Origin of the sequence: Rhizobium sp. PRIMUS64, assembly GCF_023006465.1 — a bacterium.
Classification (GTDB): Bacteria; Pseudomonadota; Alphaproteobacteria; order Rhizobiales; family Rhizobiaceae; genus Rhizobium; species Rhizobium leguminosarum.
Genome location: NZ_JALBGX010000010.1, coordinates 55662 through 78842 on the forward strand (window position 1 = coordinate 55662; position 23181 = coordinate 78842).

At 60.2% G+C, this 23181-nt stretch carries 29 protein-coding genes; 7 read left to right on the forward strand and 22 right to left on the reverse strand.

Annotation, left to right across the window (positions count from 1 at the left end; genetic code table 11):
• Position 1: 1 nt before the first annotated feature.
• From MOV76_RS06525 to MOV76_RS06580, 12 genes are all read right to left on the reverse strand, one after another.
• Complete coding sequence (locus MOV76_RS06525; RefSeq protein WP_247264110.1) at positions 2 to 1081, reverse strand: ABC transporter ATP-binding protein; 1080 nt, start codon at positions 1079 to 1081, stop codon at positions 2 to 4.
• Positions 1078 to 1878, reverse strand: coding sequence for an ABC transporter permease (locus MOV76_RS06530; protein ID WP_210068440.1), 801 nt, complete (start codon positions 1876 to 1878; stop codon positions 1078 to 1080). Before MOV76_RS06530 ends, MOV76_RS06525 begins: the two co-directional genes overlap by 4 nt.
• Position 1879: 1 nt before the next feature.
• Positions 1880 to 2752 carry an ABC transporter permease gene (locus MOV76_RS06535; protein WP_247264111.1) on the reverse strand — a complete coding sequence of 291 codons (873 nt, stop codon included), beginning with the start codon at positions 2750 to 2752 and terminating at the stop codon, positions 1880 to 1882.
• Positions 2753 to 2865: 113 nt separating this feature from the next.
• Positions 2866 to 3876 carry an ABC transporter substrate-binding protein gene (locus MOV76_RS06540; RefSeq protein WP_018446105.1) on the reverse strand — a complete coding sequence of 337 codons (1011 nt, stop codon included), beginning with the start codon at positions 3874 to 3876 and terminating at the stop codon, positions 2866 to 2868.
• A 44-nt stretch (positions 3877 to 3920) separates the two neighbouring features.
• Positions 3921 to 4244 carry an NIPSNAP family protein gene (locus MOV76_RS06545; RefSeq protein WP_003538302.1) on the reverse strand — a complete coding sequence of 108 codons (324 nt, stop codon included), beginning with the start codon at positions 4242 to 4244 and terminating at the stop codon, positions 3921 to 3923.
• Between the two features lie 5 nt (positions 4245 to 4249).
• Positions 4250 to 5713 (reverse strand): aldehyde dehydrogenase, encoded by a 1464-nt coding sequence (locus MOV76_RS06550; protein WP_247264112.1) that lies wholly within the window; start codon positions 5711 to 5713, stop codon positions 4250 to 4252.
• A 4-nt stretch (positions 5714 to 5717) separates the two neighbouring features.
• Positions 5718 to 6758, reverse strand: a complete 1041-nt coding sequence (locus MOV76_RS06555; protein ID WP_247264113.1) for an LLM class flavin-dependent oxidoreductase — start codon at positions 6756 to 6758, stop codon at positions 5718 to 5720.
• The gene (locus tag MOV76_RS06560; RefSeq protein WP_018246710.1) at positions 6755 to 7690 is read right to left on the reverse strand and encodes a flavin reductase; all 936 of its coding nucleotides are present in this window, start codon (positions 7688 to 7690) and stop codon (positions 6755 to 6757) included. Before MOV76_RS06560 ends, MOV76_RS06555 begins: the two co-directional genes overlap by 4 nt.
• Complete coding sequence (locus tag MOV76_RS06565) at positions 7687 to 8532, reverse strand: alpha/beta fold hydrolase (protein WP_247264114.1); 846 nt, start codon at positions 8530 to 8532, stop codon at positions 7687 to 7689. Before MOV76_RS06565 ends, MOV76_RS06560 begins: the two co-directional genes overlap by 4 nt.
• A 15-nt stretch (positions 8533 to 8547) precedes the next feature.
• Positions 8548 to 9150 (reverse strand): amino acid synthesis family protein, encoded by a 603-nt coding sequence (locus MOV76_RS06570; RefSeq protein ID WP_003538313.1) that lies wholly within the window; start codon positions 9148 to 9150, stop codon positions 8548 to 8550.
• 424 nt (positions 9151 to 9574) lie between these two features.
• Positions 9575 to 10267, reverse strand: coding sequence for a GntR family transcriptional regulator (locus MOV76_RS06575; RefSeq protein WP_028732331.1), 693 nt, complete (start codon positions 10265 to 10267; stop codon positions 9575 to 9577).
• Positions 10268 to 10468: 201 nt separating this feature from the next.
• Positions 10469 to 11830 carry an FAD/NAD(P)-binding protein gene (locus tag MOV76_RS06580; RefSeq protein WP_247264115.1) on the reverse strand — a complete coding sequence of 454 codons (1362 nt, stop codon included), beginning with the start codon at positions 11828 to 11830 and terminating at the stop codon, positions 10469 to 10471.
• Positions 11831 to 12047: 217 nt separating this feature from the next.
• Here MOV76_RS06580 and tauA point away from each other — a divergent pair, with 217 nt between their 5' ends.
• Genes tauA through MOV76_RS06595 form a run of 3 tightly spaced genes read left to right on the forward strand, consistent with a single transcriptional unit; the run spans position 12048 to position 14757 of the window.
• A complete protein-coding gene (gene tauA / locus MOV76_RS06585) occupies positions 12048 to 13061 on the forward strand; it encodes a taurine ABC transporter substrate-binding protein (protein ID WP_210068444.1) in 1014 nt (337 codons plus the stop codon).
• A gap of 56 nt (positions 13062 to 13117) precedes the next feature.
• Entirely contained in the window at positions 13118 to 13906 is a 789-nt protein-coding gene (locus MOV76_RS06590) for a taurine ABC transporter ATP-binding protein (RefSeq protein ID WP_168278218.1), read from the forward strand.
• Positions 13903 to 14757, forward strand: coding sequence for an ABC transporter permease subunit (locus MOV76_RS06595; protein ID WP_247264116.1), 855 nt, complete (start codon positions 13903 to 13905; stop codon positions 14755 to 14757). The genes MOV76_RS06590 and MOV76_RS06595 overlap by 4 nt, the downstream gene beginning before the upstream one ends.
• A gap of 24 nt (positions 14758 to 14781) precedes the next feature.
• Here MOV76_RS06595 and MOV76_RS06600 read toward each other — a convergent pair whose 3' ends face one another.
• From MOV76_RS06600 to msuE, 7 genes are all read right to left on the reverse strand, one after another.
• Entirely contained in the window at positions 14782 to 15549 is a 768-nt protein-coding gene (locus tag MOV76_RS06600) for a gamma-glutamylcyclotransferase (protein ID WP_247264117.1), read from the reverse strand.
• Between the two features lie 3 nt (positions 15550 to 15552).
• The gene (locus tag MOV76_RS06605; protein WP_247264118.1) at positions 15553 to 15861 is read right to left on the reverse strand and encodes a hypothetical protein; all 309 of its coding nucleotides are present in this window, start codon (positions 15859 to 15861) and stop codon (positions 15553 to 15555) included.
• Between the two features lie 11 nt (positions 15862 to 15872).
• Positions 15873 to 16454 carry an alpha/beta hydrolase gene (locus MOV76_RS06610; RefSeq protein ID WP_018246701.1) on the reverse strand — a complete coding sequence of 194 codons (582 nt, stop codon included), beginning with the start codon at positions 16452 to 16454 and terminating at the stop codon, positions 15873 to 15875.
• A gap of 70 nt (positions 16455 to 16524) precedes the next feature.
• Entirely contained in the window at positions 16525 to 16674 is a 150-nt protein-coding gene (locus tag MOV76_RS06615) for a hypothetical protein (RefSeq protein WP_018246700.1), read from the reverse strand.
• Positions 16675 to 16687: 13 nt separating this feature from the next.
• Positions 16688 to 16864: a hypothetical protein gene (locus MOV76_RS06620; RefSeq protein WP_018246699.1), complete on the reverse strand. Its 177-nt coding sequence runs from the start codon at positions 16862 to 16864 to the stop codon at positions 16688 to 16690.
• Between the two features lie 129 nt (positions 16865 to 16993).
• Positions 16994 to 17191 carry a hypothetical protein gene (locus MOV76_RS06625; protein ID WP_027667287.1) on the reverse strand — a complete coding sequence of 66 codons (198 nt, stop codon included), beginning with the start codon at positions 17189 to 17191 and terminating at the stop codon, positions 16994 to 16996.
• Between the two features lie 11 nt (positions 17192 to 17202).
• Positions 17203 to 17763, reverse strand: coding sequence for an FMN reductase (msuE, locus tag MOV76_RS06630; protein WP_247264119.1), 561 nt, complete (start codon positions 17761 to 17763; stop codon positions 17203 to 17205).
• Positions 17764 to 18184: 421 nt separating this feature from the next.
• Here msuE and MOV76_RS06635 point away from each other — a divergent pair, with 421 nt between their 5' ends.
• The 3 genes from MOV76_RS06635 to MOV76_RS06645 are packed head-to-tail and all read left to right on the forward strand — an operon-like array spanning position 18185 to position 19387.
• Positions 18185 to 18370 (forward strand): hypothetical protein, encoded by a 186-nt coding sequence (locus MOV76_RS06635; protein ID WP_247264120.1) that lies wholly within the window; start codon positions 18185 to 18187, stop codon positions 18368 to 18370.
• On the forward strand, positions 18360 to 18980 hold the full coding sequence (locus MOV76_RS06640; RefSeq protein ID WP_018446120.1) for a helix-turn-helix domain-containing protein: 621 nt from the start codon (positions 18360 to 18362) through the stop codon (positions 18978 to 18980). The genes MOV76_RS06635 and MOV76_RS06640 overlap by 11 nt, the downstream gene beginning before the upstream one ends.
• A 53-nt stretch (positions 18981 to 19033) precedes the next feature.
• Positions 19034 to 19387, forward strand: coding sequence for a hypothetical protein (locus MOV76_RS06645; RefSeq protein ID WP_247264121.1), 354 nt, complete (start codon positions 19034 to 19036; stop codon positions 19385 to 19387).
• Positions 19388 to 19626: 239 nt separating this feature from the next.
• Here the strand turns inward: MOV76_RS06645 and MOV76_RS06650 are convergent, their stop codons facing one another.
• On the reverse strand, positions 19627 to 20670 hold the full coding sequence (locus MOV76_RS06650; protein ID WP_247264122.1) for a trans-acting enoyl reductase family protein: 1044 nt from the start codon (positions 20668 to 20670) through the stop codon (positions 19627 to 19629).
• A 103-nt stretch (positions 20671 to 20773) separates the two neighbouring features.
• On the opposite strand from MOV76_RS06650, the gene MOV76_RS06655 reads away from it, so the two are divergent.
• On the forward strand, positions 20774 to 21370 hold the full coding sequence (locus MOV76_RS06655; RefSeq protein ID WP_028732321.1) for a TetR/AcrR family transcriptional regulator: 597 nt from the start codon (positions 20774 to 20776) through the stop codon (positions 21368 to 21370).
• A 140-nt stretch (positions 21371 to 21510) separates the two neighbouring features.
• Here the strand turns inward: MOV76_RS06655 and MOV76_RS06660 are convergent, their stop codons facing one another.
• Both MOV76_RS06660 and MOV76_RS06665 read right to left on the reverse strand, forming a co-directional pair.
• On the reverse strand, positions 21511 to 22425 hold the full coding sequence (locus tag MOV76_RS06660) for a fatty acid desaturase (RefSeq protein WP_247264123.1): 915 nt from the start codon (positions 22423 to 22425) through the stop codon (positions 21511 to 21513).
• 129 nt (positions 22426 to 22554) lie between these two features.
• A complete protein-coding gene (locus tag MOV76_RS06665; protein WP_247264124.1) occupies positions 22555 to 23151 on the reverse strand; it encodes a 2-hydroxychromene-2-carboxylate isomerase in 597 nt (198 codons plus the stop codon).
• Positions 23152 to 23181 lie beyond the last annotated feature (30 nt).

Below are 23181 nucleotides of genomic sequence, written 5' to 3' on the forward strand. Positions count from 1 at the left end.
TTCAACAGAACACGTGAGCGGCACCGGGATCGAAATCCAGATGGACTATATCTCCGCGGCTGAGCCCCGCGATAGCCTCATGACCGAACGGCAGGCGAACCGCCAGCGCCTCGCCTGTTGCCGTCTCGGTGGAGACATGAATATTGTTGCCGAGAAAGGTAATGTCGCTGACTGTTGCGGCAAGGCCCGCTCCCGCCGCTTGGGCGCGCGACAATCGAATGCGTTCAGGCCTCAGCATCAGGGCTGCCCTCGTCCCGGAGGTTCCTTTTCCATGCACCGGAATATGATTGAAGACGCTCCCGCCGCCAAGCGAAATGGTGGCCTGCCCATCGGAGGATGACAGCAGGTCGCATGCAATGAAGTCGCTGTCGCCGATGAATTCGGCAACGAAGCGGGTCCGCGGATTGGCGTAGAGTTCCGGCCCCGTGCCGATCTGGTCGATGACGCCTTTGGAAAAGACGGCGATGCGGTCGGAGAGCCGCAACGCCTCCTCCTGGTCGTGCGTGACATAGAGGATCGTCACTTCGGTCTGCTGGTGGATCCGACGTATCTCATGCTGGATTTCCTCGCGCAGCTTCTTGTCGAGCGCCGACAGCGGCTCGTCCATCAGAAGCACCGGCGGATCATAGGCAAGGGCTCTGGCAAGGGCGACGCGCTGCTGCTGGCCGCCGGACATTTGCGCCGGCTTGCGATCCTCGAAGCCTTCGAGCCTGACGAGGCGCAGCATCTCCTTCACCTTGCTAGCGACCTCGGCCTTGGACTTGCGCCGGACCTTCAGCGGGAATGCGATGTTTTCGCCTACCGTCAGGTGCGGAAACAGGGTGTAGCGCTGGAACACCATGCCGATGTTGCGCTTGTGCGACGGCGTGGCGAGCAGGGTCTTGCCCTCCAGCGTGATGTCGCCTTTCGTCGGAGTTTCAAAACCGGCCAGGATGTAGAGGGTCGTGCTTTTCCCGGATCCGGACGGTCCGAGAAAGGTCAGGAACTCCCCGCGCCGAACGTCGAGATTGACGTCGTGGACGGCAACCACCGGGCCGTATTCCTTGCGTATTCCGCGGATCTGAAGGAATGGTTCTTTCATTGTTTCAGTACCTTACGCACGACGGCAACCAGCGCCATCAAGATGATCGTCAAAAGGATGAGAAGGGTCGACGCCGCAGCGACAACCGGCGTCAGGTCTTGCCGCAGCGTCGCCCATACCTTTACCGGCAGCGTCTGCAGGGTCGGGCTGGACATGAAGATCGCCACCACCACCTCGTCCCAGGATGTCAGGAACGAGAAGACGGCCGCCGAAAACAGCCCATGGCTGATCGCAGGCAGGGTCACCCTGATCTTTGCTTCCAGAGGCGAGGCGCCGCACAGAACCGCCGCGTCCTCGATCGACTTGTCGAAGCCCTCCAGCGCACTTGAGATGGACAGGATCGAGAAGGGCAGCGCCAGAACGAGGTGCGAGATGACAAAGCCTACCAACGTGCCGCCAAGGCCGATCCTTAGAAAGAAGGCATAAAGGGCGACTGCAAGAACCACGACGGGAAGGATCATCGGCGTCAGGAACAGCGCTTTCAGCGCATCGCGGAACAAGAACGAACCGCGCACCAGCCCGAAGGAGGTCACGAGCCCGAGCAGCACCGACAGGATCGTCACGATGACCGCGATCTTGAAGCTCGTCCAGGCCGATTCCAGCCAGCGCGGATCGGCAAAGAGCTCGCTGTACCATTGAAACGTCCAGCCGGGCGGCGGAAAGATCAGCCACTGCGAGGAGCCGAAGGACAGGGCGGCGATAAAGACGATCGGCAGCAGCAGAAAGGCCGCAGTCAGAAGCGTTATCGTCAGCAGCATGTATTTCCACCAGCCGAGGCGGTCGAAATTGAGCAACATATCAACGCCCTCCCGGGTTCTGGTTGCCGACGAAGCGCAGCTGCACGGCATAGAGCGACAGGGTCACCACGAGGAGAACCAGCGCCGCAGCACCTCCCATGCCCCAGTTGACCAACGACTGCACGAATTGCGCGATCAGCTCTGCGAGCATCATGTTCGCGGTGCCGCCAAGAAGTGACGGCGTGACGAAATAACCAAGCGACATGACGAAGACCATGAGGGCACCGGCCGCCATGCCAGGCATGGCCAAGGGCAGCAGGACACGGGTCAGGCACTGCCACCGGTTGGCGCCGCAAAGTGCTGCCGCCTGCAGGGTCGACGGGTCGATCTTCTTGATCACGCCGTAGAGCGGCAGGATGATGAAGGGCAGCATGATATAGGTCATGCCGATCGTCACCCCGGTCAGGTTGTTGACGAGCGCCAAGGGCTTGTCGATCAGCCCCATTCCGATCAGCATCTTGTTGATCAGCCCCGTCCGCTGCAAAAGCACCATCCAGGCATAGGTGCGGGCAAGCAGGTTGGTCCACATCGACAGGAGCAGGATCGCAAAGATCACCGACGTCAGGCGGCCGGGCATGATCGCCAGTGCCCAGGCGACGGGAAATCCGATCAGCAGCGAAATCACCGTGACGAGACCGGAGACGATGAAGGTGTTGGCGAAAATCTTGAGATAGGTCACGGACCCGATCAGCTGGGCATAGTTTCCAAAGCCCGGAACCGGTTCCAGCACGCTGCGCAACAAGAGCACCGCCACCGGCGCGATGAAAAAGATCGCCACGAAGGCGAGAGCCGGAACGACTCCGCCAAAACCCGTTGCCCTGCGCGCCTTTGGCAGGGGCGCAATTGCGCCGGAGGCATCGCTATACGTCGACATGACAGTCCTTCCCACCCGCCAATTTCCACAGGCGCCGAGGTCCAACAAACGGGCACCGACGCTGCGGGAGGCACGGCGAACATTCGCCGTGCCTGATCATCTCAAGTTTCAGGCTATTTTGCCTGCCATGCGTACCATTTCTCGCCGATGGCATCGCGATTATCAGCCCAATAGTTCATGTCGGCATTCACCTGGCTTGCCGTCTGCTGATCCGGCAGGGTCTTGGCCGTCTCCGGATCCATCAGCTTGGCCGAGTCAACATTGATTGGTGCATATCCGGTGGCCTTTGCAAGGGCGGCCTGCGGTTCGGCCGAGGTCGCCATTGCAATGAACTTCATCGCGGCTTCCGCGTTCGGCGAACCCTTCGGCACGACGAGCGAATCCGCAGCGGTGATGTTCTGTTCCCATGAGGTCTCGGTCTTGATACCGCTCGCCGCAAGCGCGGTCATGCGGCCATTCCAGACACTGCCGAAGGGAGCCTCGGCGGATGCCAGAAGCTGCTGCGACTGTGCGCCGCCCGACCACCAGACGATATCCGATTTGATCGTATCGAGCTTCTTGAAGGCGCGGTCGAGATCAAGCGGATAGAGCTTGTCGGCAGCCACGCCGTCGGCAAGCAGCGCCGCTTCGATCACGCCGGGAGCCGACCATTTGTAAAATGTGCGCTTTCCCGGAAACTTTGCCGTGTCAAACAGGTCCGCCCATGTCTTTGGGCAGGCGCTGACGGCATCGGCATTGCAGCCGATCACGAAGGAATAATAGAAGCTGCCGACCGAATAATCGGTTACGAAGCGCGGATCGAGCTTGGATTTATCGATGACGGAGAAATCGAGTTTCTCGAGCTGGCCATTCTTGCCGGCCTGAGCGGCATAGTCGCCTTCGACGTCGACAACGTCCCAGGTGACCTGGCCAGCCTCGACCATCGCCTTGAGCTTGCCGTAATCCGTCGGCCCGTCCTGTACGACGGTGATGCCGGTCTTCTCGGTGAATGGGCTGGCCCATGCAGCCTTCTGCGCGTCCTGGGTCGTTCCTCCCCAGCTCGAGAAGACCATGTTGTCGGCGTGCGCCGGTCCGGACACAGCCACGAATGCGGCAACCGCCGCGAAAGCAAATGTTGTTTTCATGTTCCCTTATCCTTGTTCTGGTTTGTCCTGTATGCCTTATGCCGTCAGTGCGCCTCGCTCCTGGGAGAAAAGTTAGCTGGCTTCATAATCTTGTTTTCCGCCACCTCGATGAGATCGCGGATCTTGGGCAGGAAGGCCTGCCACCGGGGATCGGCCAAAAGCCTCTGGCGCCTCGCTTCCCGGTCGTCCAGGCTCGCAAAGGCCCAGATGTGGACGATTTCGTTGATCGTCCCGATCTCCGAAAAGAAGTAACCGACGAGCGTGCCGAGATGGCTCTTCTGGATCTCGATCCCCTCTTCCTCGACGACCTTGAGATATTGCGGGATCGTGCCGTTCTTCAGTCGATAGGTGCGGATCTCGTAAAACATCGGCGCTACCTCATCACGAAGGGATCGGGGATCGGATCGTCCGATGTCCTGAGCCAGATCGTCTTGGTGCGGGTATAGTCGAGCGCCGCGGCCATGCCGCCTTCCCTGCCATGGCCAGACAGGCCGAAACCGCCGAACGGCGCGATCGGTGATACCACGCGGTAGGTGTTGACCCAGACGATCCCGGCACGGAGCCCCTTCATCAGCCGGTGCGCCCGGGTGAGGTTCTGGGTGAAGACGCCGGAAGCCAGGCCATAACGGGTATCGTTGGCGAGCCGCAGCGCCTCGGCCTCCGTCTCGAACGACACGACGGACAGGACCGGTCCGAAGAATTCCTCGATCAGGGACGGCGAGGCGACATCGTCGCAATCGAGAATCGTCGGCGGGAAATAATAGCCGTCGCCGTCGATCTTGCTTCCGCCCGTGACGAGGCGGGCGCCGCTTTCAATCGACTTGGCGACGAGGGCGCCGATATTGTCCTGCTGGCGCTTGGTGGCAAGCGGGCCGACTTCTGTCGCCATATCGAGCGGAGCACCGATCCGGATCGCCTCCGCCTTCTCACGCAGCATGGCGACGAACTTGTCCTTGATGCTGCGTTCGACGATCAGCCGCGATCCGGCAACGCAGCTCTGCCCTGTCGCGGCGAAGATGCCCGCGACCTGAGCATTGGCAGCGCTCTCGAGATCCGCGTCGGCAAAGACGATGAATGGCGACTTGCCGCCAAGTTCAAGCGAGGTGGAGGCGAGGTTTTCGGCCGAGTTGCGAACGACGTGCCGGGCGGTTTCTGGACCGCCGGTAAAAGCGACGTGCGCGACCTTCGGATGGCGGCCGAGGGCGGCGCCGCAGGAGGCGCCGAAACCCGTGATGATGTTGACGACGCCGGCGGGAAAGCCTGCCTCGTGCACGAGCCGCGCAAATTCGAGAAGCGGCGCCGGCCCATCTTCCGAGGCCTTGACCACCATCGTGCAGCCGGCCGCAAGCGCCGGGCCGATCTTCACAGCCGACAGGAAGAGCTGGCTGTTCCACGGCACGACCATCGCAACGACGCCGATCGGCTCGCGGCGAAGCCAGACATCCATGTCGGGCTTGTCGATCGGCAGGTAGGCGCCTTCGATCTTGTCGGCGATACCGGCATAGTAGCGATAGTATTCGGCGACATAAGCGATCTGCGCCGATGTCTCGCGGATGATCTTGCCGGTGTCGCGTGTCTCCAGTTCTGCGAGGATCTGCGCGTTGGCGGCAACCAGGTCGGCCAGCTTGTAGAGCAGCTTGCCGCGTTGCGTGGCCGTCAGTTTCGGCCAGGCGCCTTCGCAAAGCGCCCTGTCGGCCGCGTTGACAGCCCGATCGACATCCCCTTCGCGCGCTTCGGGCATATCAGCCCAGACCGCGCCGGAGGCTGGATCGATGCTCGGATAGCTGGCCTCGCCATCCGAGAATTCGCCGTCGATGTAGTGCTGGAAACGCCGCATGGTCTTACTCCTGAAATGCTGGCATGACCTCGGTGATGAAGCGCTCGAGCGACGCCTTCTTGCGCTCGAAGCTCATGCCGGTGTCGATCCAGAAGGAATATTCGTCATAACCGAGCGCTTCATAGGCCTTGAGCCGGTCGATGACGGTCTCAGCGTCGCCAACGACATTGTTGGTGCGCATGACCTGATCCGACAGCATCGCGTTTGCCCTGACCTGTTCGTCCGGGATCCGTTCAATCAGACCCTGGGTAACCGGCTTCTTATTCTTGAACCAGGCGAAGAAATAATTGTAGTAGACGCTGAGTTCATGGGCGGCTTGCGCGACATCGTCCTCTGACGAGCCGACATAGGTGTGACGCAGCAACATGACCTTGGGCCGCTCGATCTCGGGATTCTTCGCGCAGGCATCGTTGAAGCGCTCCATCAACGACTGAACCTCGTCGTCGCCCTGCCAGAGCGGCGTCACCTGAACGTTGCAGCCGTTGGCGACCGCAAATTCGTGCGAGTTCGGATCGCGCGCTGCCACCCATATGGGCGGGTTCGGCTTCTGCAGTGGTTTCGGCGCCGACGTGGTCGACGGAAACTTGAAGAATTCCCCGTCATGCGCGTAGTCGCCGGCCCATATGCCTTTGACCGCCGGGATGAGTTCGCGCATGCGCTGGCCAGCACCCCAGGCATCGAGACCGGGCAGCAGACGCTCGTATTCGAAGGAATAGGCCCCGCGAGCTATGCCGATGTCGAGTCGTCCATCGCAGATGATATCGGCCATGGCCGCCTCACCGGCGAGTTTGATCGGATGCCAGAAGGGGGCAATTACTGTTCCCGTCCCAAGCCGTGCCCGCGATGTGCGGCGCGCCAGATCGGCAATGGTCACGAAAGGGTTGGGCGCAATGGTGAAATCCATGCCATGGTGCTCACCCGTCCAGATCGCGTGCATGCCGCCTTTGTCGGCGATCTCGCAGAGCGCGACGAATTCCTCATAGAGGCTCTTGTGGCTTTGGCTGGCGTCGAGCCGTTCCATATGGACGAAGAGGGAGAATTTCATGCTTTTGCGTCCTTGGCTGGAATTGGGTGTACAGTGCCGCCGGTCTCGTCGCCGAAATAGACTCCGAAATTGCCGATCGAGCTTTCCATCGCAAAACGGTTGACGATATCGGCAGTCGAACTGGTCTTGAACTTTGCCGCAACCAATGCGTCAGGCTTCAGGAACCTGCCGCCGGCAGGCTCGCCCTCTCCGGCAACGGCGTGATAGACAATGTGCTGCTTGCCGTCGCTCTTGCCCTCATAAACCGAATAGAGAAAGCCGATGCTGACCTTCAGCCCGGTTGATGTCTCCAGGTATTTTTGCAGTGCCTCGGTCGGGCTGCCGTCATGGGCGTCGACGCTTGGCAAGGAGAGCACATCCTCGCCGAGCAGCAGAACTTCACCGCGCCGCTCGACAACGGCCGCAAGTTCCATATTGCCTTCGCTTGCCGCGGACACTGCCTTGCTTGCGAGCGTCGGCGTGAAATAACCGCCACGCGCATAGCCGAGACCGTTGCGGCCGCTATTGTCGAAAGCTTCGATGCGCCCCATCAAGATGACGTGGTCGCCAGCCTCGATGACCTGCTCCATGGCACATTCGAACCAGGCCGCCACGCTCGAGAATATCGGGCAGCCTGCCGATCCCCTCGCCCACTCGACCGCCGCAAATCTATCCTCGACCGGTCGCGCAAAGGTGTTCGACACGTCTTTCTGCGTTTCCGAAAGCACGTTGATCGCAAAATGCTGCGCTCCGGTCATGATGGCGAAATTGCGTGACGTCTTGGCAAGGCAGACGAGGAGAAGCGGTGGATTGAGCGAGACCGAGGTGAAGGAGTTCGCCGTGAAGCCGATCGGATTTCCGTCCCCGTCGCAGGCGGTGACGACAGTCACCCCGGTCGGAAAAGCCCCGAATGCATCTCGCAGCGCTCTTGGGTCGACAGTCTGGATTGTCATCGTTCATCCTCCCCGAACGACAGCCACTCAGCGAGCAGCGAATTTACGATATCAGGCGCGGTCAGGTTCACCATATGACGATGGCCTTCGACGATGCGGGCATAGCCCCGCGGCGCAAGCCCTGCCATTTGCGTTGCCATCAAGGGCGTCGAGTTCGGATCATCGGACCCGGTCAGAAACAGGGCCGGACCAGCCACGTCTTTCCAGCCGTCAGCATAGGTCTCGTCTCCGCCCGCGAAGGCAGCGTAGGCAACGGCATATCCCTGGGGATCGACGAGGTTCAGCCATTTTCGTGTCAATTCACGCGCAGTGACGCTGTCCGCATCCTCGCCGAACCAGCGGGCCAGAGGGCCTTCCTTGTCGACGCCCGATACCGGAATGGCCGCGGCGCGCGAAAGCACGGCGGCCTTTGCCTCGGGGTCACGCCTGTAGACACCGTTGAGGTAAGCGACGCGGCTGATACGCTCGCCAAAGGTCGCGGCTGCCCCTCCCGAAACCAGTGCGCCCATCGAGTGCCCGGCAACATTTGCCGGGCCGATTGCCATCTCGTCGAGAAAGCGTCCGAACCAGGCGACGAACTCCTCGAGCCGACTGCCCACCGGCAGCTTTGCGCTTTCCCCATGTCCCGGCATATCGACAGCGATGACGCGATGGCCTGCAGACAGGAATGCGATCTGCGGAGCCCAGGCCTCAAGCCGCATGCCGACGCCGTGAATGAGAACCAGCGGCTCGCCGCTGCCGGCCTCATGATAGGCCGTTCCGCTTGCCGTCGTCTTTCGGGGCAAGGCACCGGCGGCGTTTGTTGCTGCAGCGGTGCGTGTGGTCGATCCGGCCGTCAGCATCTCAGAGCCGCTCCCTCAAACGCCCGCAGGATTGGCAACGTCCTGCCCCAGGTCTTTCAGATCCTGGTAGCGGTCGCCGATGCGGTGATGCGGGCGCCCGCCTATCGAAGCCCCGAGAGCCACGACGATCTCGTCGGCGGCAGGCGCGTCGGGGATCGACGTCTGGATGGTCAGGTAGTGCGAACGGCGGCCCTCATCGTTCTTGTCCATCAGCGGGATCATGATCGGCGCGTTGGCAGGACCGCGTGTGTTGCAGAAGGCGAGATAGGACTTGGCGCCGACGGCCTGGCGATAAAAATTGCCGAAGCGCAGCGTGTGGATGAGCGCCGACCCGTGTTCGATCTCGCCGTCCAGGCCGACGACAGCGGACTTTCCATATCCTTCGACAGCCTCGCCGGACCCGACCGCATCGATGATCATCTTGGTCAGCAACTCGCCGAGCACTGGAGCGCCTGCGTGAATTTCGGGCTTGAGGTCGTCGACAAAGCCGCGCCCTGCCCAGGGATTCTTCACGACCGCAAAGGCGGTAAACAGCTTCAGCGGAACCGCCGCGGCCTTGCCGCCTTCGATCAATGTCGTTTCGATCTGCAGTCCCGTCTTGCGAATTTGAATGGCCATCGAACACCTCATCTCTCAACTTCGTATTATGGTATACCATACTATATGAGTGTCAAGTTGGCTCCTGCATGGATGCAGTTCAGGCCGAGGCGGAGATTTTCAATTTGGCACGCGTGCGCTCTCACGCTTCGAAAGCGCCTCTTCTTTCAGCTTATGGTCGGCAGCCACAGACCCCGCGACGGCAGCGCCGAAGGCGCACGACAAGTCCGGAGGTCACGATTGTCCCAGTTCATATGATGCCGCCTTATGTATTATTTATTATGGCATACCATCACATTGAGCAAAGTTGGGTGTCAAGCTTGGAGTGCGGAGACTGCTAAATTCCTAGGAATATGATTGCGCTTACTGGAGTGACATCGACAGATGTTCGGTGCAGGCGCTTTGCCATCCGCCTGCGACGAAGGCCACAGCGAGTCCGCCGCGCCTAGTCGGCAGGCTTCTTCGCCGACAGCACCGCTTCGGCAATCGCGCTCGCGGCGGCGACGTGATCCATCGCCGCCCGGTAAGCCCCCTCGCCGTCACCGCGGCGGATGGCGTCCACGATCTTCGACATCTGCAGCGGCCCTTCGATGCCGCGCCTCTCCGTCTTGATCGTCATCGAGCGCAGGTGGTTTATGCGCACGGTGAGGAGATTGACGACACCCCAGGCAACGTTCCTGTCAACCATCGTGAACAGCGTATGATAGAAGGAAGAGGTGTTCGTCAGCACAGCCGACATGTCGTTATCGCGGTAACTGTTGCGTATCCCGGCCAGCGATTCCTCCAGCGCAGCGACGATCTCGGGGCTGCGGCGCTCCGCGCACAGCCGCGCCGCCATGCCTTCCAGCGCGCCACGGATCTCATAGATCTGCTTGGCTTCCTCGATGTCGAGCTGCGCGACGATCGGCCCCTTGTTCGGCAGATTGGCGACAAGCCCTTCCGATTCCAAATGCCTCAGAACCTCGCGCACGACTGTTCGGCTGACGCCGAGCTGGGCGCAGAGGTCACGCTCGACAAGGCGATCTCCGGGACGGAAATATCCGTTGACGATCGCCTCGCGGACCTTGTCGAGCGCCAATTCCCGCAAGGTCTTTGCAGGACGCTCAACTCTGATTGCGTCCTTCAGAGCACCGCTCATTCTGTACCTCAGTGTTGGACTTTGCACGCTCAACTTCCGCCGCGGCAGCCGAATGCAAGAATCGTATTATGGCGTACCAGATACTGTAGCTGTCGGCGGCCGGCAATTCAACAAGCGCCGTGCCGACCTATAGGGCCGCGCGTCTTTCAGACGTGCAAAGGATGCTGTAGCACTTAGATCTGCTGCTCTAGAAGTCGCGAGCTAGCCTCTTGAAACAATCTCCTCGACCACGGCCTTGGCCTGCACCCGGATATCCGGAACGGCCGTGATCTCCCAGAATTGCCCCGCCGTCAGGGCGCCGACCGCGAATAGTCGGGCAGGCGAGATCCGGGACGAGGCTATCACCTCGGAAGCGGCATCCACCTGGATTCCAAGGCCAAGAGGATCGGGGACGATCAACTCAAAGCGGCTCATTTCCTTCAAAAGCGGTGAATGACTGATCCCGGCCCGCTCCATTCCCGTGCAGTTGACGAGCCAGTCCGCCCTGATCTCGGCGATCTCGCGCGTCGATCTGACCCTGTAGCTGGCAGCAAGCCGCCCCTCCTCGGCTCCGAGCGATTTCAGGAAGCCCGCGTGGAAGCGAACGGTTCCGTCTAAGACCAGCTTCTCAAACCTGTCGAACACGTCAGGCGCGACCCGGTGACGGTGGATGTTCCACCAGGGAAGCGCATGCCTGAGGAAGCGTGCCCGCTCCTTGTTCGAAAGCCGTTGCCAGAGAGCCTGCGTTGCAGGCCTCAGGCCGTCCATCACGGCTCGCCAGTCGGTAACCGTCCTGCTCTTCCCCCGCAGGGTCTTCAATATGCCGCTGATCGTCTCCGGAAGCCTCTCGACGTCGATCGGCAGAGGCACCGGCGGCTTCCACGCGTGTCCGAGCGGTGCGAGCCCGCGCCGCGAAAGCACATCAATCTTGCCGCTGTGGCCATGGGCGCGAAGTGCGAGAACCTGATCGATCATCGTCAAGCCGGATCCGAGGATACACACCGCATCGGATGGTGCGACGCGCCTCAGCCACGAAAGCCGCCATGGGTTCTCGATGATCCGCGATCGCAGCGATGGCGGGACGTCATCCGGAGCGACCGGAAGGCTCGCGTTACCGACGCCGAGGCAGAGCACCACGTTCTTCCCGGCAATCTCGTCACCATTGCCGAGATGGAAGGCCAGTGTGCTGCTGTAGCGTTCCACGCATCCCGCCGCCTTGGCTTTGATGAAATCGACCCGGCAACGGCCGTCCCGCTTTCGAAGCAGCCGTGCAAGCGTGTCGCGGACATAAAGACCGTAATCGCTGCGCGAGGCGAAATCGCCTGCCTGCGTCAGGCGGCCATGGCTTTTCAGCCAGTCGACAAAGTCGTCGGGTTGATGCGGTAGCAGGCTCATGCGGCCGGCGGGAACATTGAGGCGATGGAGATAGAGCTCCGTCCGGTACGCCGTCCCGCGGCCGAAACCGGGATCGTCGCCGACGACGGCGACCTTCGCCGAAGCGGGAAGCTGTTCGATGAGATTGCAGGTAACCGCGATCGCTGAAAAACCGGAACCGACGACGATAACATCATATGTCAAATGCATTCTCCCTGAAGCTCAGAACGTCATCGAGACATGTCGTCATTCAAGCCCCGTGTCGCTCACCGGTCCCTGCTGATCGCACGAGCGGCAGAATCACGAAAACAATTATCTCTATAGTCTATAAATATAGTTTGTTATTTCTCCCGCTAGCCCCTTCCCGACCATTACCCTTTTGAGGGTGAGATCAAGAGCCGAGCGGCTCTGAACAAAGGGGCTCAAGATGAATTTCAGGAATTTGGTTGCCGCAATCGCCGTCGGCGTCGGCACTCTTGCAACGGCTGTTGTCGCTGAAGCGGCGGACAAGAAGGTCGTCGTCGCCTATCAAACCGACGCCTTGCCGTCTTCCGTGGCGATCGCCAATGGCGAATTCGCCAAGGAAACGGGATACGACATCGACTTCCGCAGGTTTAACTCCGGCGCCGAAATCTTTGCGGCGATTGCTTCCGGTGACGTCCAGGTCGGCTATGTCGGCTCGAGCCCGTTTGCGGCTGCGGTATCACGCGGGCTCGAGGTCAAGGCCTTTTACCTCGCCTCCATCTCGGGCATCGACGAGGCTCTCGTCGTCCGTAACGGCTCCGGGATCGAAAGCCTGAATGATCTGAAGGGCAAGAAGCTTGCTGCTGCGCCGGTGTCGACGGACCACTATCAGCTTCTGGCGCTGATCAAATCGCTGGGCCTGACCGAAAAAGACGTTCAGGTCTTCGCAATCCCTCAGCCTGAGATCGTCGCCAGCTATAACCGCGGCGATATCGATGGCGGCTTCGTCTGGGATCCGGCGCTCACCGAACTGAAGAAGAACGGCAAGGTTCTGGTGACCTCCAAGGAGGTGGCAGATAAGGGCGCGCCGACATTCTCGGCCTGGGTCGCGACCTCGACGTTTGCCGCCGACAACCCGCAATTTTTGAAGGGTTTCGCTTCGGTCATCAACAAATACTACGCGTCCTTCGCGTCGGACAAATCCGCCTGGGGTCCCGACAGCGACAACGCCAAGTCACTCGCCAAGCTTCTCGGCGGCACAGCCGACCAGCAGGCATCGGCCCTGAAGAACCTGACGCTACTGACACCTGATGTCCAGGCATCGGATGCCTGGCTTGGCGGCGGCGAAAAGGCCGGTGCCGGCAAGATCCTCAAGGACACCGCATCGTTTCTGAAGGAACAGGGCAAGGTTTCCGATGTGCTGGCGAATTACGGCGCCTTCGTCACCGCAGACGCCCTCGCCGGCGTCAGCAACTGATCCTCCCCAACGCCGGCGCGGCTTGCCGCGCCGGCGTCGAACCTGCGAGCGGCAACATGCTTAAAGTCGATCACGCCAGCGTTTTCTTCGCAGCCCGCGACGGGCGGACCGTTCACGCACTCGATCGCGTTTCCTTCGATATTCCCGAACGGGGCTTCGTCGTTGCGCTCGGAGCGTCGGGATGCGGCAAGTCAACACTTCTCAATGCTATCGCCGGTTTCCTCCCGCTTTCGGATGGCCGGATCACCCTCGATGGCCGCGCGGTCGAAAAACCCGGCGCGGACCGTGGCGTCGTCTTTCAAAAGGACTCGCTGCTACCTTGGAAATCGGTTGTCGACAATGTCGCGCTCGGTTTGAAATTCGCCGGGGTCAAGCGCAAGGAGCGCGAAACCCGCGCGCTGGAGCTTCTCCGGCTCGTCGGCCTCGATGAATTCGCCGGCGCTTTTCCCTACGAATTGTCGGGCGGCATGCGCCAGCGTGTCGGTATCGCACGGGCTCTGGCGACAAATCCCGACATCCTGCTCATGGACGAGCCGTTCGGCGCGCTCGACAGCCTGACGCGCGAGCAGATGCAGGAACTGCTGGTTTCCATCTGGGATAAAACGGCAAAGAAGATTTTCTTCATCACGCACTCGATCGAAGAGGCCTTGTTCCTGGGCACGCAGGTGCTGGTCATGTCACCGCGACCGGGCCGCGTCGTGGCACGCTTCGATCTCGATTTCGTTCGCCGCTTCGCCGAAACCGGCGACGCCCGGTCGATCAAGGCGTCGCCGCAATTTGCCGAGCTGCGCGAGGAGATCCGCGCCATTCTCCACAGCACCGAAGACCTCAGGAGCGCCGCATGAGCGACATAGTGCAGGCCCCGCCGATTGCGGCGGGCAGAGAGGACCGCCCGGTCAAGCTGGTAAAAATGGCAAGCTTCGGAGCCGGCGAGAAATCGACGGTGGCCATCAGCATTGCCACGGCACTCGCCATCCTTCTGCTGTGGTGGCTGGTATCGGCGCTCGGTGTCGTCCCACACCTGTTCCTGCCGCGTCCAGACGAGGTGCTGACACAAATCGGCGCCATTTATCGCGACGGTTACGCCGGAGCGTCACTGTCCGAGCATGTTTTTGCGAGCTTGTTCCGCATCGTGGTCGCCGCTCTCATCGCCGTTTCCGCCGGCATCCCGCTCGGGTTGCTCATGGGCCTGAATCGCTGGGCAAAAGGGGTGCTCGACGCGCCGATCGAATTCTACTGGCCGCTTCCGCCACTCTCCTACCTGCCGCTGATGATCATCTGGCTCGGCATTGGGGAGACGTCGAAGATCACGCTGCTGGTGCTTGCGATGTTCGCGCCGATCTGCCTCTCGGCCCAGGCCGGCGTTCGTTCGCTGCCGATCGAGCGCGTCAATGCCGCACGTTCGCTGGGCGCGAGCCGGCTGCAGCTCTTCCTTGATATCGTCCTGCCGTCGGCCCTTCCCGAGATCCTCACCGGTATCCGAATTGCGCTCGCTGTCGGCTGGGGCACGCTGGTCGCGGCTGAATTGATCGCATCCACGCGTGGGATCGGTTTCATGATCATGTCGGCTTCACAGTTCCTGGCGACCGACGTCGTCTTCGTCGGCATCGGCATCATCGCGATCTGCGCATTCACCTTCTCGGCCGCCATTCGTTTTCTCGAGGCGTTCCTCGTGCCCTGGAAGGGCAAGCTCTGACCAAGTGGCGGCAGGGATGCCTATTCAATGGCTTCCTGCCGCCGCGTTCAGCCCGTGTATAGCGACAAGCTCGGCTGCGACCAGCTTCTGAAGCCGCCATAAATTGCGGTCCCTGATGCCGCGTTCCTCCAGATGCTTCACCGTCAGATACAGATATTCGGCGCAGGAGCCCATGTGTCCGCAGGCTCTCGCAAGCACCTGCGCCACCGTCTCCAGCGGCAATTTGCGGGAAACCCGCTCGCCCTTCGGACCAGCCCAAAAGACCAGCGCACGCACCAGCCCATGCGCGGTCGCGACCGGGATCCAGCGAACCGTCGCAGCGTCTTCGATCGTGCCGACCTCACGGCGGATCAACCGCCTAATCTGGCCAAGGCGATCATCATCGGCAAGCCTGAAGACAATGCCGTTGCAACGTCCACCGCGGTCAAGTGCCATCATCAGGCCCGGCTGTGCTCGCGTTCCCCGCCAGCGGGTCATCTGCAGACAGAAGGAGCGATGCCACCCTCTTGTTGCGCCATGCTGCGATTCGACGGCATCGAAGTCCGGCTTCCATATCAATGATCCATAGGCGAAGATCCAAAGCGGCGCGCCGATAGACTCATCGAGAAGCCGGTTGGCGAGCATCTCCACCTCTGCTTCGGTCAGCGGTGTTCGGTGTGGCTCGGGGCCTACATCGACCGCAGGGCGAAGGCTCAGCGATACGAGCTCGTCCGTTAGAGCCATTCTTGATCCGGTCATCAAAAGTTTGCTTCCCCGGACCGTCACCAGCTTATGCTCCCGCATATCCGTCATGCGTCAGTGCACCGTAAATCTGGCCGCATCGGCCTGGCGCCGCTGCAGGCTGCGTATCAGCATCGCGGCCTCCCTGACGATTGCCGAAAACGTCGCATCATCGGCCTCTGCGATCCTTCCCGTCATCTCGCGGATGGTCGTCGTCAAATGAATGATGGAATGGCGATGCTGCGCATCTCCCGATCCTATTTCGGCATCGGCCATGGCGAGCAGCGCCTGCACCAGCCGCTCCATGGTTTGGCGGCGCCTGGTCCTCGGGTCGGCATTCGGATCTTCGCTAAGGCGCAGCAGGTCGGCGACAATGTCGGACATTGCGATTCCAATCACATTGCAAAGGCCGGGGGCATGGAAACGACATGCCTTCGACCGCGCGTTTGCGTCTTCAAGCCCTCCAGCAATCGGTAGCCGTTGCGCCAGCGGCCAAAGCCGCTGGAGACATTGATGTGTCCGGCAAGGCCGATATTCCTGGTCTCGGCGTTCCACAGGCGGCCGAACAGGGTCAACCGATCGACCGTCATGTAGGCATCGTTCATGCTGCCGACGACGATGCTTGGAAAAGGCAAAGGCGCCGTCGGCATGGCGCCAAACGAGATAAGCCCCGGATGCAGGTTTTCCGTGGCCGGCAGATCGCATGGAGCAACGAGCAATGCCCCTTTGACGCGCCGCGCCGCACTTCGCCCGGCCAAGCGGGCGGCAAGCAGGCATCCGAGACTATGGGCGACCAGATAGGCCTCGCCGGCCTCTTCAAGTGCGCCTTCCAATCGCAGCAGCCAACTGTCAAGGTTCGGATGATCCCAGTCCTGCTGGGCGACGCAACGACTGCCCGGCTGATCCTGCAGCCAGTGCTGTTGCCAATGCCCTTCTCCCGAGCCGAAAAGCCCGGGAAGAATAAGTACATCGATCATCTGACGGCATCCTCTCTGAAGCTGCGCGTCGGTCCTTTTCCCGATCGGGGCAAACATCTGACCTCACTCATCAGACCAGCCCGATCACCAGGGCGAACAGGAATGTGAAGGAGCTGACGATCGTGCAGATTCCGGCCGCATGCCTGAAATGCGACATGACGCTGCCTTCCGCTCTTCTCGCACCGTGCCGACGCAGGTCGGTCTCAACGACAATCGCCATCACGCCGTTCTCCTCAATACCAAAGGCCGGGCATGGTGCCCCAATAATGGAGTTCGTATTCGCGGGCGGACCGGTCGCGCTCGTCGTCCGGCATGAACAATCCGTTTACAGGCTCCCGTGCAGCGGGCGGCTTCAGGCCGAGGATCCGGCCGATCGAAAGCTTCAGCCAGAACTGAAAATCAAGCTTCATGCGAACCTCCTGTCAGGAACCGGTATTCTTCGGCTAGAGCATTTCCGTTCGAATCACGGAAGTGCTCTATCTCTTTGTTTTCATGCAATTCCGGACGCAAAACCGCTGTGCACTTTTGCTGGAATTGCTCTACGAAATCAGCGAATGACGTTGTGCATTGGCGAGAAGAACGTGAAGCGATGCCGTCGGTCCGTAGAGCATCAGCAGGCGGTTCTCCTCGCGTTTCGCGAGACGATATCGTCGGGCGAATTCGAAGACGCTCCACAATTGCTCGCTTGGCCCCGGCCTTTCCGCATCGGTGATCGTTGCTTCCTGAGATCGAGCCATGGTCACGATCCTTACTCGGCTGCCGCCAGGGCCGGGTTTGCGCCCGGAAAGAACGCCGCCAATTCGCCGATCACGTCGTTGATCCGGGCTAAAAGTGCGTCGGATGAAACCGCATAGTCTGTGAAATCGCGATCGGACGCATAGACGGCGGTCGGTAATGTGTGAGCCATGAAAAACCCAAACAGCGGCCGCAGTTGATGCTCGACCATCAACGCATGCCGGTCACCGCCGCCGGTCGCCGTGATGATGATCGGCTTGCCCCGAAGTTCGTGCGGGTCGATCAGGTCGATGAGGTGTTTGAAATGGCCGGGATAAGAGCCCTTGTAGGTTGGCGAGCCGATGATCAGGGCATCGGCCCGCACGATCTCGTCGACGACATGCCTGGCCTGCGCGTCGAGATCCTTGCGCCACAAGGCGCTGCCCAGCGACGGACCGACATCATGCAGATCATAGCTCTTGCTCGTAAATCCGTATCGAATGCTTGCACGTTCGGCGACGTGCCGCACAAGTGCCAATGTCTTCGATGGACGGTTGAAGCTGCCAGCGATGCCGACGAGTTTGAAACCTGACATGGTTTTTCCTCTCTTTGCGTTGCCTCAACTATTGTCTACAAAATTGATAGATTAAAGGAACGTGCGTCTCTCCTTCTTCGCCTGGTTGAAAAAAACGTTCGCCGCCGCTCCGGCACGCATAAGCTGCATGGCGATCGTCACAAGGGATCGCCGGTCCAGCGACCGCTTCGACCTCGCGTGCGGGAAGACGGCAGGAAGGGGAAATTGTTCGGCTTCTTTTGGAGACGCTGGTGTGGGCGGCATCGTGATGTCGCGAGCCTGGCGAGAAACTCGTACAAATTGCTCGCCATAAATGGCTTTGCCGCAAGGTCGAATATAATTGGTATAAGATTTCCGGTTCAGCGGAACGATTGGATGACAAGCCCTGCCTTTTCCTCTGCGGAAAATATACGCTTCTTATAGATTTTAGCGGGAGCTTTTCATGCCAGTGCAGACGGCTGATGTCATCGATTTCCAGGCCTACCGGCAATCTCGCAGCAAAGATGCGCCCGATGCGCTGAAGGCGGCCGCGCCCTTATCCTTTGCGATGCAGCCGGTTCTGATGTGGGTGCCCTATTGGGGCTTTGTCCCGGTCATGGCAATGGGCATTGCGGGATATGGCGTCTGATCAAGCGCTTCTTCCCGACGGCGAAGCGAGAGATGCCGCCGAAGAGATCACGGTTCAGACAGGACAGAATTTGCGGCGCATTCGCACCCGCCGCGGCTACTCCCTGGACCGGCTGGCAAAGATCGCCGGCGTCAGCCGCGCCATGCTCGGGCAAATCGAGACGGGCAAAAGCAGCCCGACATTGAGCATTCTCTCGAAGATTGCACTTGCTCTCGGTATTCCCTGCGCCGCTCTGATCGCCGAACGCGGCGACACCTCGATCATTACAGTACCGCGGGCAAGATCGAAGATCCTCGCCTCTTCCGAAGGGCGCTTCCGGACACGGGCTCTTTTCCCCTTCGAAGGCGAAAGAAAGGTGGAATTCTACGAGCTCAGGATCGCTCCGCACCATACCGAAAGTGCCGATGCCCATCAGCATGGAACGGTCGAAAATCTGGTCGTTGCTCAGGGCACCGTCGAAATCATCGCCGGCAAGCAGGCACCCCATATTCTGGGTGAAGGCGATGCCATCATCTTCGATGCAGACGTGCCGCACATCTACCGCAACATGACGGGAACGGAAGCAATCCTCTACCTAGTCACGACCTATCTCGAAGACGTTCGCGTCTGACACAAAAAGAGCCCCCGTCTCCGGAGGCTCTTGGTCGTTTCCTTGAGAGGCGGATGGCTCAAGCGGCCATCATGCAGCACATCATCATGCCGCCGCAGTTCATCATCATCGGCATGCCGCTGGACATCATACGCTTGCAGCATTCCATGAACATGTCCTTGTCCATGCCTTCCATCGGCTTCATTTCGCAGACCATGCCCTCGGCAGTCATGGTGCATTTCATGGAGCCCATCATCATCATCGGCATGGAGGCCATCATCGGCATCATCGCGCCGTTCATCATGGGCATGCCTGACATCATCGGGTTCATCATGGCGGGCATCATGTTGTTCATCATCGGCATCATGTTCATGGCGGGGTTCATTGTCTCTCTCCGATCAATATCGTGGCGTTTCGTGTTTCGATGAAACGGGAGATAAAAGAACCAATTGCAGCAAACAATGTAAAAAAATCTTCCCTTATATTTTCCTCCAATAGAATGGAACGGTTTCGATGGGAATGTGCAATCTTGCCAAGATAACGGAATTCCATCCGCTATCATCGCCCGAGCGGGACGATCGTTCTGAACAGTCTCCCTGAATACGCCAGGAGAATTAAGTCCCCCACGCCATTGTGAGGGACTTTCTGAAAGTCTGGCGTTTCCGAACTAAGTTTCCGATATCTCGACCGACAGATCCGGGCCGAGCGCCTGCAGGAAGCTAGCGGCATCGAAAATGGCTGCCGGCGCCTTTGCGCCGATATCGCGGATGCGCCCCGAGAGGATACGCTGGACCGCTTCACAGATGATCGGCGCCGTGACGGCGTAGATGTCTTGTCCCTGTGCGACAATCTGACGGCGCACGTCACCCTGCGTGACGATCACTTCTACGGCAAAGCGCTGCGCCGAACGCCCGGATTCGTCGACTGCCTGCGGCGGAGGCGTCGACGAGTCGCGGACATCCCGCAGAGCGACTGTGCTCAAGAAGGTGTGCAGTTCCTTCGTCCGGACGTGCCGGGCGATCAGCGGCACTTCCGAAAAGGGAAGCTCGACGAAAGTCTGCCGACCGAACGGGGCCGGTAAAGTCGACACCCTTTCAGCAGGCGGTTGAGGCACCGGCTCCAGCTGCCCACCGCTGACGGCCAGGCGCCGTGCAGTGTTTCTTTCTCCGGTAACGCGTGTGCCTCTCGTCGGGAGCCAGCTGTCGAGCGCAACTCGAATTTCGATGTCGTCGGCTTGCTCCCACTCGTCCATGACAGCTGCCACGAGCAGGTCGGCCAAGCCGCCATAGAAACCCATGGCCGGGATGACGGCTGTGCCCGCTTCCCGGGCCGCAACCTCATGCCTCTCGAACGTGGCCTGCACACTCGGTTGCTCGGCCGTCACGTCGAGATAATGAATCCCCGCTCGCAACGCGGCACGCACCACTGCGTCGGCGGTGTCCATGAACGGGCCGGCGCAGTTGATGACCGCCGCCGCGCCGGCTAGCGCCCTGTCCAGTTCCCCGTCATCCTCGACCGCTGCTTCGCGGCATTCGATGCCGCGCTCCGCAAAGCCCGCAGCCGCCAGCCGCTCGGCATTCCGTCCAACCGCGATGGGCTGGAGACCGCGCCGCAACAGTTCGGCTACGACAAAACGACCGGTATGGCCGTTCGCTCCCAAGACCGCGATAGATTGGGACGTCTCCGTGATGTCGGCTTCGTAAATGGTCATTGTTTTCTCCATCGCTACAGACCTGTCTGTACCCAATAAAACATACAGGTCTGTAGCGTGTCAATCCGTTTGCTGTTATGCTGGCGACATTGGAGGTACACGAATGTCGAAAAGCGCAACGAACTCCCGTGCCTCTGGCGGCAACGAGGTGCGGGATAGGATTCTCGAGACGGCGTCGGAACTCTTTTACCGGCGCGGCGTGCGTGCTGTCGGTGTCGATCTTGTGGTCGAAAAATCCGGCGTCGCCAAAACCAGCCTCTACCGCCATTTCGGCACGAAGGACGACCTCATCGCGGCCTTCCTCAAGCGCGAAGACCTGGACTTCTGGAGCACCTGGGATCGCGTGACGGAACAGCATTCGGACGATGCCGAGGCCATGCTCGATGCACATTTTGAGTGGATCGGCGAACGGGTCGGGCGGGAAAACTACCGAGGCTGTCCGCAGATCAACACCGCAGCCGAATTTCCCGAAGCGGATCACCCTGCCCGCAAGGTCGCCGAAGCCCACATGCGCGAGATGCGGCGGCGTCTGAAGACCATCGCCGAGGGGCTTGCGGTTGCCGCGCCCGATCGGCTCGCCGGTCAACTCGCGGTTCTGATCAACGGCGCCTTTGTCAGCATGCAGCTCTTTGAGCCCGGCGAGGCCACCGGTTTGCTCCGCGATGCAGCGCACGCCCTGATCGCCGCCAGCCGTAGCTGATCACACTGGACATCCGCTGAAAGTACAAATTGCAGAGCTGTGAAATGGGCAACAGGAAGCCGCAAGACAGGGCGACTGAGCAGCCCCCAAATCCCGGCTTTTCAAACATTATAGTGCCGGGTCCGGCTCAGGTAGAAATTTTAGGAATGATGAGGATGCGTCGGATCGTCGTGCGGCTTCAGGAAAAACCGGCGCGCAATATCCCAATAGCCATTGTAGACAAGCCCGCCATTCGACCGGACAAGCGTTTCGCGGTTTTTGCGATAGACCGCCGGAAGGCGATACCAGGAGATGCCCGGCCGGCGGTGATGGAGAACGTGCAAATTGTTGTAGAGAAACAGCAAGCCGAAGAGATGGCTGTTTTCGACGATGGCGGTGCGTTCCTCATGGCTGTCGGCATATCTGTGCTCGGCATAGGATCTAAGCCGCGTCATCGCAGCACCCGTATAGACGAAAGCAAGATAAAGCCAAAGCGGCATACCGCAGATGACGGTCGCCCAGAAAAGAACGGCGGCAACGGCGATGCCGTGCACACCCCATATTCGCCGTCGTCCCGGTTCGTTCGCCCGTACCAGCTGCCCTTCCTGCCCAAGGAAACTCAAAAGCATCACCGCAGGGCCGATGGTCAAACGGCCGAACAGGGTGGTGTTCCACCGTGCCAGCAACCTGCCGGTCGCGCCGAGCTGGTCCCAGGTGGCCTTGGTAAAATAGGAGGATTCCGGATCTTCGATCGGATCGGTCAGATATTCGTCGCGATGATGCTCCAGATGGCTTTCCCTATAGATCGGATAAGGCAGCCACAGCGACAGCGGTATCGACCCGATCGCGTCGTTTATGCCTTGGTTTCCCATCGGATGGCCGTGAATGACTTCGTGCTGAAGGGATCCATGCCAGGCAATCAACCAGCCTCCGGCGATCACGGCCATGATCAGCGGCAATGATTGCCACCACCAGGTGAGCGCAAGAAATCCGCCATGGATGACGAGTGCGAGAATGACGGTCGGCCATTCCGTCGAACGCGACGGAATAATGGCTTGCGAAGTCCTGTCGAGCATGCGTGTGATTTTTCCCCATCAACCACACCAATCTATCGCAGGGCATCAGCGATAGAGAATAAAGCCTATCTATTTTGTAGACTTATTTGAAAAAATCCGTCTCAATCCGATCGGATTGCTCGCTCGAGTCTAAGGCTTGTCACCACGAAGATGGCGTTCAAGGAAGGGCAAATTGTCCTGTCCCCAATAGATCTCGCCATCATAGACATAGGTGGGAAAGCCGAAGACGCCGCTGTCGCGCGCATGCACGCGGTCTGCCGACCATTTGTTCTGGACATCATCGTCGGCTTGTCGCCGGAGGAGTGTTGCGCCGTCGAAACCCGCTGATGTCACGATCGCCTCGCGCACGTCGGGCTTGCCGATATCCCTCGCCTCGCTCCAGAAGGCATGCTGCAGGGCGCGGGCAACGCCGATCCAATCCTGTCCGTCGAGATAGGCCGCAATCACGAAGAGGGATGCCGGCGTCGGATCGCTCAAATCCGGGCGATGTTCGAGCCGCAGTTCCTTGCCGCGCACGCGCGCCCAGCGCTTGAGGTCCCGCGTCCAGTAAGCGCGCCGGATCTCCGGGCGATTGCGCGAAAAGATACCGCCATTTTCCTCGACCACCGTCGTCAAATAGGGCGTGATGACGACGTCGTTCTTTGCCGCAAGTTCGGCGAGGACGTCGAAGCCGATGTAGGACCAGGGCGAGCCGATAGAAAAGAAGTACTCTACTGATTTGGTCACTGATGCATGTTCCCTACGAGGTGATTGTTC

Excerpts from the sequence above, each read along its gene's own strand:
- MOV76_RS06525 (WP_247264110.1), bottom strand. The coding sequence starts at position 1,081 with ATGAAAGAACCATTCCTTCAGATCCGCGGAATACGCAAGGAATACGGC.
- MOV76_RS06530 (WP_210068440.1), bottom strand. The coding sequence starts at position 1,878 with ATGTTGCTCAATTTCGACCGCCTCGGCTGGTGGAAATACATGCTGCTG.
- MOV76_RS06535 (WP_247264111.1), bottom strand. The coding sequence starts at position 2,752 with ATGTCGACGTATAGCGATGCCTCCGGCGCAATTGCGCCCCTGCCAAAG.
- MOV76_RS06540 (WP_018446105.1), bottom strand. The coding sequence starts at position 3,876 with ATGAAAACAACATTTGCTTTCGCGGCGGTTGCCGCATTCGTGGCTGTG.
- MOV76_RS06545 (WP_003538302.1), bottom strand. The coding sequence starts at position 4,244 with ATGTTTTACGAGATCCGCACCTATCGACTGAAGAACGGCACGATCCCG.
- MOV76_RS06550 (WP_247264112.1), bottom strand. The coding sequence starts at position 5,713 with ATGCGGCGTTTCCAGCACTACATCGACGGCGAATTCTCGGATGGCGAG.
- MOV76_RS06555 (WP_247264113.1), bottom strand. The coding sequence starts at position 6,758 with ATGAAATTCTCCCTCTTCGTCCATATGGAACGGCTCGACGCCAGCCAA.
- MOV76_RS06560 (WP_018246710.1), bottom strand. The coding sequence starts at position 7,690 with ATGACAATCCAGACTGTCGACCCAAGAGCGCTGCGAGATGCATTCGGG.
- MOV76_RS06565 (WP_247264114.1), bottom strand. The coding sequence starts at position 8,532 with ATGCTGACGGCCGGATCGACCACACGCACCGCTGCAGCAACAAACGCC.
- MOV76_RS06570 (WP_003538313.1), bottom strand. The coding sequence starts at position 9,150 with ATGGCCATTCAAATTCGCAAGACGGGACTGCAGATCGAAACGACATTG.
- MOV76_RS06575 (WP_028732331.1), bottom strand. The coding sequence starts at position 10,267 with ATGAGCGGTGCTCTGAAGGACGCAATCAGAGTTGAGCGTCCTGCAAAG.
- MOV76_RS06580 (WP_247264115.1), bottom strand. The coding sequence starts at position 11,830 with ATGCATTTGACATATGATGTTATCGTCGTCGGTTCCGGTTTTTCAGCG.
- tauA (WP_210068444.1), top strand. The coding sequence starts at position 12,048 with ATGAATTTCAGGAATTTGGTTGCCGCAATCGCCGTCGGCGTCGGCACT.
- MOV76_RS06590 (WP_168278218.1), top strand. The coding sequence starts at position 13,118 with ATGCTTAAAGTCGATCACGCCAGCGTTTTCTTCGCAGCCCGCGACGGG.
- MOV76_RS06595 (WP_247264116.1), top strand. The coding sequence starts at position 13,903 with ATGAGCGACATAGTGCAGGCCCCGCCGATTGCGGCGGGCAGAGAGGAC.
- MOV76_RS06600 (WP_247264117.1), bottom strand. The coding sequence starts at position 15,549 with ATGACGGATATGCGGGAGCATAAGCTGGTGACGGTCCGGGGAAGCAAA.
- MOV76_RS06605 (WP_247264118.1), bottom strand. The coding sequence starts at position 15,861 with ATGTCCGACATTGTCGCCGACCTGCTGCGCCTTAGCGAAGATCCGAAT.
- MOV76_RS06610 (WP_018246701.1), bottom strand. The coding sequence starts at position 16,454 with ATGATCGATGTACTTATTCTTCCCGGGCTTTTCGGCTCGGGAGAAGGG.
- MOV76_RS06615 (WP_018246700.1), bottom strand. The coding sequence starts at position 16,674 with ATGGCGATTGTCGTTGAGACCGACCTGCGTCGGCACGGTGCGAGAAGA.
- MOV76_RS06620 (WP_018246699.1), bottom strand. The coding sequence starts at position 16,864 with ATGAAGCTTGATTTTCAGTTCTGGCTGAAGCTTTCGATCGGCCGGATC.
- MOV76_RS06625 (WP_027667287.1), bottom strand. The coding sequence starts at position 17,191 with ATGGCTCGATCTCAGGAAGCAACGATCACCGATGCGGAAAGGCCGGGG.
- msuE (WP_247264119.1), bottom strand. The coding sequence starts at position 17,763 with ATGTCAGGTTTCAAACTCGTCGGCATCGCTGGCAGCTTCAACCGTCCA.
- MOV76_RS06635 (WP_247264120.1), top strand. The coding sequence starts at position 18,185 with ATGCCAGTGCAGACGGCTGATGTCATCGATTTCCAGGCCTACCGGCAA.
- MOV76_RS06640 (WP_018446120.1), top strand. The coding sequence starts at position 18,360 with ATGGCGTCTGATCAAGCGCTTCTTCCCGACGGCGAAGCGAGAGATGCC.
- MOV76_RS06645 (WP_247264121.1), top strand. The coding sequence starts at position 19,034 with ATGGCTCAAGCGGCCATCATGCAGCACATCATCATGCCGCCGCAGTTC.
- MOV76_RS06650 (WP_247264122.1), bottom strand. The coding sequence starts at position 20,670 with ATGACCATTTACGAAGCCGACATCACGGAGACGTCCCAATCTATCGCG.
- MOV76_RS06655 (WP_028732321.1), top strand. The coding sequence starts at position 20,774 with ATGTCGAAAAGCGCAACGAACTCCCGTGCCTCTGGCGGCAACGAGGTG.
- MOV76_RS06660 (WP_247264123.1), bottom strand. The coding sequence starts at position 22,425 with ATGCTCGACAGGACTTCGCAAGCCATTATTCCGTCGCGTTCGACGGAA.